Here is a 12,162-nt window from a genome sequence, read left to right on the forward strand (position 1 = left end):
CCTGGCCTTCAACGACGAAGGCCGGCTTCCCGAGAGAACGGGATCGGACAAAGGCGTCCTCGTCAGGCCACTGACGGGACGCCTTTTTTGTTTGCGCGCAGTTTGTCGAGCCAGGCCCCACTGAACCTGCCTGGCCCCGGAGAAGCCCATGAAAAAACTCAAACTGGTGATGATCGGCAACGGCATGGCCGGGGTCCGCACCCTGGAAGAACTGCTCAAGCTGAGCGACGAGTTGTACGACATCACCGTGTTCGGCGCCGAGCCCCACACCAATTACAACCGCATCCTGCTGTCGCCGGTGCTGGCTGGCGAGCAGACGTTCGAGGACATCGTCCTCAACGACCTGGACTGGTACCTGGAGCACAACATCAAGCTGCTGCTCAATCGCAAGGTGGTGGAAATCGACCGGATCAAGCGCCGGGTGATCGCCGACGACGGCAGCCAAGCCGAGTACGACCGCCTGCTGATCGCCACCGGCTCCACGCCCTTTATCCTGCCGATTCCCGGCAAGGACCTGCAGGGCGTGATCGGCTACCGCGATATCGCCGACACCCAGGCCATGATCGACGCCGCCAGGACCCACCAGCACGCGGTGGTGATCGGCGGCGGCCTGCTGGGCCTGGAAGCCGCCAACGGCCTCAAGCTGCGAGGCATGGACGTGACCGTGGTGCACATTGGCCAGTGGCTGCTGGAGCGGCAACTGGACCAGACCAGCGGCCAGTTGCTGCAGAGCGCCCTGGAAAGCCGCGGCCTGAAATTCCGCCTGAGCGAGCAGACCCAGGCGCTGATCGATGCCGGCAACGGCCGGGTCGGGTCGGTGCAGTTCAACAATGGCGACATCATCCCCGCCGACCTGGTGGTGATGGCTGCCGGGATCCGCCCCAACACCGAGCTGGCGGAACGGGCCGGCCTGCCGTGCAACCGCGGGATCCTGGTCAACGACACCCTGCAAACCTTCGACCCGCGCATCTACGCCCTCGGCGAGTGCGCCAGCCACCGCGGCATCGCCTACGGCCTGGTGGCGCCGCTGTTCGAACAGGCCAAGGTCTGCGCCAATCACCTGGCCCAGCTGGGCTTCGCCCGCTACCAGGGCTCGGTGACCTCGACCAAGTTGAAGGTCACCGGCATCGATCTGTTTTCCGCCGGGGATTTCATGGGCGGCGACGGCACCGAAACCATCACCCTCGCCGACCCCATTGGCGGGGTGTACAAGAAGCTGGTGATCAAGGACGACGTGCTGGTGGGCGCCTGCCTGTATGGCGACACCGCGGACGGCGGCTGGTACTTCCGGCAGATCCGCGAGCAGCAGGCCATCGGCGAAATCCGCGATCACCTGATGTTCGGCGAGCAGGCGCTGGGCGATGTCGGCCATCAGGGCCAGGACAAGGCCATGAGCATGGCCGACAGCGCCGAAGTCTGCGGCTGCAACGGGGTGTGCAAGGGCACCATCGTCAAGGCGATTCAGGAGCACGGGCTGTTCAGCGTCGACGAGGTCAAGAAACACACCAAGGCCGCCAGCTCCTGCGGCTCCTGCACCGGCCTGGTGGAACAGATCCTGATCAATACCGTGGGCGGCGCGGCGGACGTCAAGCCGAAAAGCGAAAAAGCCATCTGCGCCTGCAGCGACCTGAACCATGGACAGATCCGCCAGGCGATCCGCGAACAGCACCTGCTGACCATCGCCGGCACCATGAGCTACCTCAACTGGCGCACCGCCAACGGCTGCGCCACTTGCCGCCCAGCGCTGAACTACTACCTGATTTCCACCTGGCCCGGGGAAGCCCGGGACGATCCGCAATCGCGGCTGATCAACGAACGGGCCCACGCCAATATCCAGAAGGACGGCACCTATTCGGTGGTGCCGCGGATGTGGGGCGGGGTGACCAATCCCTCCGAACTGCGGCGCATCGCCGACGTGGCCGACAAGTACCAGGTGCCCATGGTCAAGGTCACCGGCGGCCAGCGCATCGACCTGCTGGGCATTCGCAAGGAGGACTTGCCCGGGGTCTGGAAGGACCTGGACATGCCGTCCGGCCACGCCTACGGCAAGTCCATCCGCACCGTGAAGACCTGCGTCGGCAGCGAGTTCTGCCGCTTCGGCACGCAGAACTCCACCCAGCTGGGCATCGAGCTGGAGCACGACCTGTTCAACATGTGGTCGCCGCACAAGGTCAAGCTGGCGGTGTCCGGCTGCCCGCGCAACTGCTCGGAAGCCGGGATCAAGGACGTCGGGATCATCGGCGTCGATTCCGGCTGGGAGATGTACATCGGCGGCAACGGCGGGATCAAGACCGAGGTGGCGCAGTTTTTCGTCAAGCTCAAGACCGCCGAAGAGGTGCGCGAGTACAACGGCGCGTTCCTCCAGCTGTACCGCGAAGAGGCCTTCTACCTCGAACGCACCGTGCACTACCTGCAACGGGTCGGCATGGAGCACGTGAAAAAGGCCGTGCTGGAGGACCCCGAGCGGCGCAAGGCACTGAACGAGCGCTTGCAGTTCGCCCTGTCCTTCGAGCAGGACCCATGGCAACAGCGCCTGGCCGAGCCGCAACTGAAAAAAGAGTACGAATCGATCCCCGTGAAACAACTGGAGGTGCCGGCATGAATTGGCTGGATATCTGCGCCCTGGAAGAGATCAATGCCCTGGGCTCACGCGTGATCAAGGGGCCCCGGGGCGATATCGCGATTTTTCGTACTGGCGACGATCAGGTCTTCGCCCTGGACGATCGCTGTCCGCACAAGGGCGGCCCGCTGTCCCAGGGGCTGATCTACGGCAAGCGCGTGGCCTGCCCCCTGCACAACTGGCAGATCGACCTGGAGTCCGGCGAGGCCCAGGCACCGGACATCGGTTGCGCCCACCGGCATCAGGCACGGGTGGAAGCTGGCCGGGTGCAACTGATCCTGCGGGATGCCGGGTGATGTCGCGCCAGAGCACGGCCTCGACCTGTTGCTACTGCGGAGTCGGCTGCGGCGTGCTGATCGAGCATGACGGCCGGCAGATCCTCGGGGTCAGCGGCGATCCGACGCACCCGGCCAACTTCGGCAAGCTGTGCAGCAAGGGCGCCAGCCTGCACCTGACCGGCGACCCCGGTGCCCGCGCCCTGTACCCGGAGCTGCGCCTGGGCAAGGATCTGGCCCGCAGCCGCTGCGACTGGGACAGCGCTCTGGAACATGCCGCCGGGGTATTTGCCCAAACCATCGCCGAGCACGGCCCGGACAGCGTGGCGTTCTACATCTCCGGGCAGTTGCTGACCGAGGACTACTACGCCTTCAACAAGCTGGCCCGGGCCCTGGTGGGCACCAACAATATCGACAGCAATTCGCGGCTGTGCATGTCCTCGGCGGTGGTGGGCTACAAGCGCAGCCTGGGGGCCGATGCACCGCCCTGCAGCTATGAGGACCTGGAACTGAGCGATTGCGTGATGATCGTCGGCAGCAACATGGCCTACGCCCATCCGGTGCTGTTCCGACGCCTGGAACAGGCCAAAAGCCGGCGCCCGCAGATGAAAGTGCTGGTGATCGACCCGCGTCGCACCGATACCTGCGACCTGGCCGACCTGCACCTGGCGATCCTGCCCGGCACCGACGTGGCCCTGTTCCACGGTCTCCTCCATTTACTGCTGTGGGAAGACTGGATCGACCGCGACTTCATCCGCGAGCACACCGAGGGCCTGGCCGAGCTCAAGGCCCTGGTCCGCGACTACACCCCGCCGATGGTGGCGCAGCTGTGCGGGATCAGCGTCGAACAATTGCAGCAGTGCGCGCAATGGATCGGCAACGCGGCGAGTTTTCTGTCCCTGTGGTGCATGGGTTTGAATCAGTCCAGCGCCGGCAGCGCAAAAAACAGCGCGCTGATCAATCTGCACCTGGCCACCGGGCAGATCGGCCGCCCCGGCGCCGGCCCCTTCTCCCTCACCGGTCAGCCCAATGCCATGGGCGGGCGCGAAACCGGCAGCCTGAGCAACCTGCTCCCCGGGCACCGGGAGGCCGCCGATCCCGAGCATCGCGCAGAAGTCGCCGCCTACTGGGGCGTGGAGCAGTTGCCCGCTCGCCCCGGGTTGAGCGCCATCGAGTTGTTTGAACAATTGCGCAGTGGGCGGATCAAGGCCCTGTGGATCGCCTGCACCAACCCGGCGCAATCGCTGCCGGACCAGAATACGGTGCGGGCGGCGCTGCAAGCCTGCCCTTTCGTGGTCCTGCAGGAAGCTTTTGCCACCACGGAAACCGCGGCCTTTGCCGACCTGCTGCTGCCCGCCGCCAGCTGGGGGGAGAAAGAAGGCACGGTGACCAACTCGGAACGCCGGGTTTCTCACGTGCGCCAGGCGGTGCCCGCGCCCGGCGAGGCGCGGCCTGACTGGGCCATTACCCTGGACTTCGCCCAACGCCTGGAGCGCCGCCTGCGTCCCGGCCAGCCGAGCCTGTTTGATTTCAATTGCGCGGCCCAGCTGTTCGATGAGTACAAAGGCCTGACTCAGGGCCGCGATCTGGATCTGTCCGGCCTCAGTCACCACCTGATCGACCGCCTCGGCCCGCAGCAATGGCCCTTTCCCGCCAGTGCGACACAGGGCACGCCACGCTTGTATGGCGACGGCGTGTTTCCCACCGCCTCTGGCCGTGCACGCTTTATCGCCGATCCCTATGTGGCCGCCAAGGAACAGCGAGACGCGCGTTTCCCTCTGACCCTGATCACCGGCCGGCTGCGGGACCAGTGGCACGGCATGAGTCGCACCGGCACTGCGGCGCAACTGTTTGGCCACGTCAGCGAGGCGCTGCTGAGCCTGCACCCGGACGAGTTGCGCCGGCAACGCTTGCGCGAGGGCGATCTAGTGAGCCTGAAAAGTCGGCGTGGCGCTGTGATTGTCGCCGTCGCCAGTGATGACGGCGTACGCCCCGGCCAGGCGTTCCTGCCGATGCACTGGGGCGATCGCTTCCTCAAGGGCGGGGTCAACGCCGTGACTCAACCGGCCTTCGATCCCCTGTCAAAACAGCCGGAGCTCAAGCACAGCGGCGTGCGCCTGGAACCGGTGCAGTTGCCCTGGCAGTTGTTCGCCCTGATCGAAGGCGAGGTACAGGCCCACTTCAAGGTTCTGCGCCCCCTGTGCGAAGCCTTTGCCTATGTCAGCTTCAGTCTGAGCGGTCGCGAGCGTCCGGCCCTGGTGATCCGTGCCGCCCACCAGGAGGCGCCGCAGCCGGCATTGCTCAAGCTGATCGACCAGCAGTTGGGGCTGGAAGGTGGGCCGGTCCTGGCCTACGACGATCCGCGCCGAGCCATCGGCAAGCGCGTGCGTATCGAACAAGGACGGATCACCGCGATCCGACTGGCCGGGGAAACCCTGGCCCAGCACTGGTTGCAGCAGTTGTGGCTCGAAGGCCGCGCCGATGAGCAACTGCGCCGCTGGCTGCTGGCGCCGATGAGCGCCCCGCCGGAAGCCGGCGGCCTGGGCGGGACACGGGAACGGACCCTGTGCAACTGCAAGAGCGTTGGTTATCGGGCGGTCTGTGCCGGTGTCGCTGAAGGCTTGAACCTTGAACAACTGAAACAGCAATTGGGTTGCGGTAGCCAATGTGGCTCCTGCGTGCCGGAGATCAAGCGCCTGCTGGCGGCGGCAGTGCAACCTGCCAGCGTCCCTGGGTGAGGAGTAAATATGAGTGCAAAAGTCTGGCTGGTTGGCGCAGGACCGGGTGATCCGGAGCTGTTGACCCTCAAGGCGGTGCGTGCCCTTGGCGAGGCCGAGGTGGTGCTGATCGATGATCTGGTGAACCACGCTGTGCTGGCGCACTGCCCCGGGGCACGGGTCATTGCCGTCGGCAAACGGGGAGGATGCCGCTCTACCCCGCAAGCCTTCATTCATCGCCTGATGCTGCGCTATGCCCGGCAAGGGCGCTGCGTGGTGCGCCTCAAGGGCGGCGATCCGTGCATCTTTGGTCGCGGCGGCGAAGAAGCCCAGTGGCTCAGGGAACGGGGCATCGAGGTGGAACTGGTCAATGGCATCACCGCTGGGCTGGCGGGCGCCACGCGCTGCGAGATTCCCCTGACCCTGCGCGGCGTCGCCCGGGGAGTGACCCTGGTCACCGCGCACACTCAGGATGACAGTCGCCTGAACTGGCAGGCCCTGGCGCAAGGCGGCACGACCTTGGTGATCTACATGGGCGTGGCCAAGCTGGCGGAGATTGCCGGGCAATTGCGTGAAGGCGGCCTGGCGGCCGATACGCCGGTGGCGATGATTGAAAACGCCTCGCTGCCTGAACAGCGGGAATGTCGCAGCGATCTGGCGGGGATGGAACGGGACGCCCAGCGCTTTGCGCTCAAAAGCCCGGCGATCCTGGTGATTGGGGCTGTGGCGGCCACGGCGTCCGCCCTTGAAGTCTGCGTCGGCCAAGCCTGAGTCGAGGCTCTGGCCGGAGAAATCGCAGGCAAAGAAAAACCCGGCCTAGGCCGGGTTTTTCCAAGCTACAAGGCTAATTACTTAGCTTGAGCTTCAACCGAGGCTTCTACGCGACGGTTGATAGCGCGACCAGCTTCAGTTGCGTTGTCGGCAACTGGGCGGGACTCACCGTAACCAACGGATTGAACGCGGTTAGCGCCAACGCCGTACTGGTTGACCAGAACTTGTTTAACGGCGTTTGCACGACGCTCAGACAGCTTCTGGTTGTAAGCGTCAGGACCGACGGAGTCAGTGTGACCTTCAACAACGGTGGTGGTCTGTGGGTACTGCTTCATGAAGTCAGCGAGGTTCTTGATGTCAGCGTAGCTGTTAGGCTTGACGACCGACTTGTCGAAGTCGAACTTCACGTCCAGCTCAACACGAACAACTTCAGCAACTGGAGCTTCTGGAGCTGGTTCTGGAGCTGGAGCCGGTGCTGGAGCAGGAGCTGGAGCAACTTTGCCGCCGCTGCCACCGAAGTTCACACCCAGGCCGATAGTAGGAGCGTAGTCCCACTTGCCGTTGTCCAGCTTGTAGTCAGCTTCAACGCCGGCACGAGCGAACAGGTTGTCGGTGAAGTAGTACTTAACACCAGCGCCTGCAGTCAGGAAAGTCGACTGGTCGCGGCCGCTGTGACCGTCAGCGATCACGTTGGTCATGCTCTTGTGAGCAACACCGCCGGAAACGTATGGACGCAGAGCGTCACCCACGGTACCAAAGTGGTACTGAGCGTTCAGGCCGAAGTTGTCGCCTTTGATCTTCTGGTTACCAGTACCGTCGTTAGAACGGGTGTGGTTGGTCTTGTCGTAGGTAGCGTTCAACGACAGGTCGTCGGTCAGGAAGTAACCGATCGATGCGCCTGGGTTGAAGCCGTCTTCAACGTGATTAACGCTGTCGTTGTACTGTTTTTTGTAAAACAGTTCACCCTCGACCGCGCCTTGGCCTTGCGCCAGAACGCCGAACGAAGTCACGGCAACAATAGAACCAATGGCAATGCCCAAGGTGTTTTTCAGTTTCATCCGTTAAATCCCCATCTGGTGATTGTAAAGCAGTCCCACATACCGGGGGACAACTCGGCGGTAAGTCTATCAGAACTCACCTAGACGTAAGAGATATTTGCGCCGAACTAAGTTTCAGCAATGCCTGCAAATTTCTCACGCAATTTATCAAGAGCACGTTTGTAACGCATTTTTGTAGCACTCAACCCCATGTGCATGATGTCTGCGATCTCCTGGAACTCCAGCTCTGCGACAAATCGTAGCACCAGAATTTCCCGGTCAATCGGGTTCACATGCACCAACCAGCGGTCAAGTCCGCCCTTTTCCTCTGGTTTTGGCGCCTTCTCTTCAGAGGCCTCCTCGAGGGGGTCAAGACTTAAAGCGTCCATCAACCGACGCTTGCGCCGCTCCTTGCGATACTGCGTGATGCATTCGTTGTACGTGATGCTATATAGCCATGTCTTGAACTTCGATTTACCCTCAAAGTTCTTAAGGCCATACAGCACCTTCAACATCACTTCCTGACAGACATCATCCGCATCCCGATCGTTCCCCAGATAACGTGCACAAACATTAAATAGGGTCCTCTGATAGCGTCGCATCAACTCTTCATAGGCGCGTGTTACGTGAAACAGCTCCGTATGTGAGCGCGCAACCAACTCCTCATCAGAGAGCTCACGGGGGTCATAGCGCGTGGATAGCGATTGGGTTTTATTCAAAACGAGTCGTGCCGACAGTCAGGTCAATGTCCGCCGCTGCCCGGTGAGGGCATTTTGCGGCGGCATACATTAGCAGGGTTTGCCGGGTTAGCGGCTACTTACATGCTGCTCCAGCAGGATCCGATTGGACAGAGAGACTAGCTCACCCTCCTCGGTCAGCAATGTAGTTTTAACCGTGCCAATCTCTTCGATCTGGCCTTCGACCTCACCAACACGTACTTGTTGCCCAACCTGGTACAACTCACGCACATAGATTCCCGCAAGAATCTGCCCGGCAATTTCCCGGCTTCCCAGCCCCATGGCCAGCGCAACGGCCAGACCAACGGTAATCAATACGATGACGATCACATGGTTGAGCAGGTCGGTTTTGACCTCCAACTGACTGATCGCCACGGAAATACTGATGATGATCACCAGCCCCTGGGCAATGCGCCCCAGGCCACTGGCGTAATCCAGACCTACGCCTTCCGCTGCTCCGCGCACCAGGCCGTTGGCCAGTTGCGCCAACAGAACCCCCACCAACAGCACCAGCGCAGCACCGAAAACCTTCGGCAAATACAGCGCAAGCATGTCGAGCGTAGCCGAAACTCGCTCAAGGCCCAGGGATTCAGCAGCAGATACCAGAAATATAAGCAGGACGAACCAGTAGACAATCTTGCCGATCAAGGTGGAGATCGGCACCTGCAGTCCCGCGCGGGACAGCAATTTGGTCAAGCCGGTACCGCCCATCAGACGGTCCAGGCCCAGCTTGGCCAGCAATTTCGACAGCAGGGTGTCCAGCAGCTTGGCCACCACGAAGCCCAGCAACAGCACCACCAACGCGCCGAACAGGTTCGGAATGAAGTTCGCCACCTTGGTCCACAAAGCAGTCATCGCCGTGACGAGGCTCTGCGTCCAGAGATCAAGTTCCATATTCAATCAGCCTTATCAGCAGTGCGAGCAGAAGGTTTACGACGGGATACCGGCGCGATATGGGCCGATCCATTATTCAAGGCGATCATCAGCGCCGGCAGCCAGCGGCCCAGCAAGCTGAACAGATCCCCCGCCCCCACCTGGCGGTTGGCGGTTTTCAGTACGCGGCCCAGACAGGCGTCATCATCGCGGCTCGATGGCGAGGCTTTGAGCATGTCACGCAAAGACTGTTCAAACGGATCGTGCATACGCACCTCTGGTGATGTCTGGAAAAGACGCGGTCAGTTTTATTCGGGTCACATGACGCATCATCACACCCAGCGCAAACGGCGGAACAACCACCATTGTCCGAGGGCCACCGCCACCAGCAGCAGGCAGGCGATGATGAATCCATAGGGGCTCGCGGAGAACGGAATCCCACCGACGTTGATCCCCAGAAGACCGGTGAGAAAACTCATGGGCAGGAAGATCCCGGTGATGATCCCGAAGCGGTACATGGTGCGGTTCATGCGCACGCTCAAGCGCCGGTCTTCGGCCTCCAGCACAAGCCCCACGCGCTCTCGGGTCAGTTCCAGCTCTTCCAGGTAGCGGGTCAGGCTGTTGTGCAACTCATTCCAGTAGTCACCATCGTCGACGGCAAACCAGGGCAGTTTTATCCGACTCAACTGGGCAAAAATATCCCGCTGCGGAGCCAGGAACCGCTTCAGCCCGGCAGCCCGGCGCCGGATCTGCAAAATGCTGCCATGCTCCGGGGTATACCGTTCGTCGGCATCCAGTTTTTCTTCTTCGACATCGACCACTTCAGACAGGTCGCTGACCAGATGCTGCACCTTATGGGTCAGATACTCGGCCATATAAAGGAGCAGTTCGGCAGCGGTTTTCGGCCCCTTGCCTTCGGTCAGTTGCAGCAAAAGCTCGTCAGTGGCGCGCAAAGGCCGCAGACGCAGGGAAATCACCCGCTTGGAAGAGGCGAAGATCCGCACCGACACCATATCCTCAGGCTCGGCCCCCGGATTGAGATTGATGCCGCGCAAGAACAGCAGCAACTCCGAGTCGGGCAAGGACAGCAGGCGCGGCCGGGTATTTTCCTCCAGCAGCAGATCACAGCTGAATTCGCTCAGGCCGCTGGAGCGGCGCAGCCAGGTCTGGGTTTGCGGATGACTGCGATCCCAGTGCAGCCACAGGCTTTCATGGGCCTGCAACTGCAGATCGTCGAGCTCAGTCCGGGCTATCGAACGCGCACCACCTTCACCATCCAGCACCAGGGCATGCACCAGCCCCCATTGCGCGTTGTCTTCCTCGAACATCCTCATCCCTTGTCAGGCCAATGGTTTATTCAGGCATCTTCAGTGGGCTTGGCGACACGATCACGCCGTTGTTGTCGGCGTAGACATATTCACCCGGACGGAAAGTCACACCGGCAAAGGTCACTGCCACATTGAGATCGCCGATGCCGCGCTTGTCGGTCTTCATCGGATGACTGGCCAGGGCCTGAACCCCGAGATCGGTCTGGGCGATGACATCCACATCACGGATGCACCCGTAGATCACCAGGCCTTCCCAGCCATTTTTCGCCGCCTTCTCGGCCAGCATGTCTCCCAGCAGCGCACGGCGCAGGGAACCGCCGCCATCGACCACCAGCACCTTGCCGTGTCCCTTGAGCTCCACTTGCTCCTTGACCAGCGAGTTGTCCTCGAAGCACTTGATGGTGACGATTTCACCACCAAAGGAATCGCGACCGCCGAAGTTGCTGAACATGGGTTCAACCACCTGCACCAGGTCCGGATAGGCGTCGCACAGGTCGGGAGTGAGGTAATGATTCATCGAGAAACTCCTGTAGCAGAAAGAACACGATCGAAGGTATCGGCCATTTCAGGGGGCCATTCTGGACATACGAGTCCGGCAAGCCGAGGTTTAACCTGCCCCTCAAAGCAGCAGATCAGCCTGTCGCGCATCTGCAGCCCTGCCACCTGAACGGAAAGTCGACTCAATAACTGAATGTGACCAGAACAGCACAATGCGTCATATCTTAGCCGCAAGCGCTATCCAACGAAATGCCCTTGTCAGAGCCCTCGCTTCAAACCTCAGCCACCTGTTCGCCAGCAGAAGCCAGCAACGGCGTCTGCTGATCCTGGAGCCAGCGCGCCACCAATGGCCAGACCTCGGCCTGCGCCGGCTTGCTCACCAGCATCTCGACATGGCCGAAATTGCTACTGAACCCTAGCTCACGCCCCAGGCAGATAAATTGTTTCTGCTCACTGGCCAGCTGATCGAACAACTTGCGACAGGCCCAGGTCGGATCCTGATGATCCCCGGCGGCACTGACCGCCAGTACCGGCACCGTCACCTGCGCCAGTCCGGCCCACCAGTCCTTGTCGGCATCGCCAAAGCGACCGAACAGGCCGTGCCAGCGCATGCTTTCCAGGGCCAGGCCAATAGGCTCGTCTTCCGGCCCGCGCTTGAGCCGAGAACCGGACAATTGGGCAAAGCGCTTGATGAGCAGGCGCCCGCCCCATTCCACCATGGGGATTTTCAACGGCCAGTAGGTCCGACTGATCTGGGTTCCGAAAAACGCCGCCGAAGCCACCCCCGCCTCGCCCAGGTACTGCCCGCCCAGCGCCGCCGCCAGGGTAGTGCCCCCCAGGGAATGACCGATCCAGTGGGGAATCTGGGCGCTTTGCTCACGGACAAAGGCGGCAATCGCCGGCAGATCGTAGCGCGCGTAGTCGGCCACCCGGTTCTTGCGGTAGTCGGCATTGCGGCGCGACAAGCCATGGCCGCGCATCTCGGGAATCCACACATCGAAACCGGCACGGGCCAGGTAGGCGCCAAGGCCCACGCCCTTGGGCGAATACCAGAAGCGCCGGTTGGAAAAGCTGCCGTGGAGCAGAACCACAGGCACGCCCCGGGCTTGCGGCTCATCCGCCAGCCCCAGACGGGTCACGGCCAGTTCGACCGAAGGGTCCGGACTGTTGCCGGGTTTCAAGCGATAGACATCTTCGCTGAGGTCGCCTCGACGCTCGGCACTGATCAAGGCGACGGGAAATAGGTTGCTGCTGCTTTGCATATTCTTCTTGCACAAAAAAGGGCGGCATCCAGAAGAAGCACGCC

The 12,162-nt window shown here is 61.9% G+C and carries 11 protein-coding genes; 4 read left to right on the forward strand and 7 right to left on the reverse strand.

The window, feature by feature from the left end:
- Positions 1–148: 148 nt before the first annotated feature.
- The 4 genes from nirB to cobA are packed head-to-tail and all read left to right on the forward strand — an operon-like array spanning position 149 to position 6,383.
- Positions 149–2,602, forward strand: a complete 2,454-nt coding sequence (gene nirB, locus ACMGG8_RS25150) for a nitrite reductase large subunit NirB (RefSeq protein WP_414158643.1) — start codon at positions 149–151, stop codon at positions 2,600–2,602.
- A complete protein-coding gene (gene nirD, locus ACMGG8_RS25155; protein WP_060838293.1) occupies positions 2,599–2,916 on the forward strand; it encodes a nitrite reductase small subunit NirD in 318 nt (105 codons plus the stop codon). The genes nirB and nirD overlap by 4 nt, the downstream gene beginning before the upstream one ends.
- Positions 2,916–5,633, forward strand: a complete 2,718-nt coding sequence (locus ACMGG8_RS25160) for a molybdopterin-dependent oxidoreductase (protein WP_414158644.1) — start codon at positions 2,916–2,918, stop codon at positions 5,631–5,633. The genes nirD and ACMGG8_RS25160 overlap by 1 nt, the downstream gene beginning before the upstream one ends.
- A gap of 9 nt (positions 5,634–5,642) precedes the next feature.
- Entirely contained in the window at positions 5,643–6,383 is a 741-nt protein-coding gene (gene cobA, locus ACMGG8_RS25165; protein WP_414158645.1) for a uroporphyrinogen-III C-methyltransferase, read from the forward strand.
- A gap of 77 nt (positions 6,384–6,460) precedes the next feature.
- On the opposite strand, the gene ACMGG8_RS25170 is transcribed toward cobA, so the two are convergent.
- From ACMGG8_RS25170 to ACMGG8_RS25200, 7 genes are all read right to left on the reverse strand, one after another.
- A complete protein-coding gene (locus tag ACMGG8_RS25170; RefSeq protein WP_060838290.1) occupies positions 6,461–7,441 on the reverse strand; it encodes an OmpA family protein in 981 nt (326 codons plus the stop codon).
- Positions 7,442–7,548: 107 nt separating this feature from the next.
- Positions 7,549–8,139 (reverse strand): RNA polymerase sigma factor SigX, encoded by a 591-nt coding sequence (gene sigX, locus ACMGG8_RS25175; RefSeq protein ID WP_011060195.1) that lies wholly within the window; start codon positions 8,137–8,139, stop codon positions 7,549–7,551.
- 87 nt (positions 8,140–8,226) lie between these two features.
- Entirely contained in the window at positions 8,227–9,051 is an 825-nt protein-coding gene (locus ACMGG8_RS25180) for a mechanosensitive ion channel family protein (protein ID WP_016964357.1), read from the reverse strand.
- Positions 9,052–9,053: 2 nt separating this feature from the next.
- Complete coding sequence (locus tag ACMGG8_RS25185; RefSeq protein WP_060838289.1) at positions 9,054–9,299, reverse strand: hypothetical protein; 246 nt, start codon at positions 9,297–9,299, stop codon at positions 9,054–9,056.
- Between the two features lie 63 nt (positions 9,300–9,362).
- Positions 9,363–10,358, reverse strand: coding sequence for a zinc transporter ZntB (locus ACMGG8_RS25190; RefSeq protein ID WP_060838288.1), 996 nt, complete (start codon positions 10,356–10,358; stop codon positions 9,363–9,365).
- Positions 10,359–10,383: 25 nt separating this feature from the next.
- Positions 10,384–10,875: a ribonuclease E activity regulator RraA gene (rraA, locus tag ACMGG8_RS25195; protein ID WP_009042919.1), complete on the reverse strand. Its 492-nt coding sequence runs from the start codon at positions 10,873–10,875 to the stop codon at positions 10,384–10,386.
- Between the two features lie 253 nt (positions 10,876–11,128).
- Positions 11,129–12,118, reverse strand: coding sequence for an alpha/beta fold hydrolase (locus ACMGG8_RS25200; RefSeq protein WP_108544827.1), 990 nt, complete (start codon positions 12,116–12,118; stop codon positions 11,129–11,131).
- Positions 12,119–12,162: the final 44 nt, after the last annotated feature.

Source organism: Pseudomonas sp. BNK-45 (assembly GCF_047456255.1).
In the GTDB taxonomy this organism is placed as follows: Bacteria; Pseudomonadota; Gammaproteobacteria; order Pseudomonadales; family Pseudomonadaceae; genus Aquipseudomonas.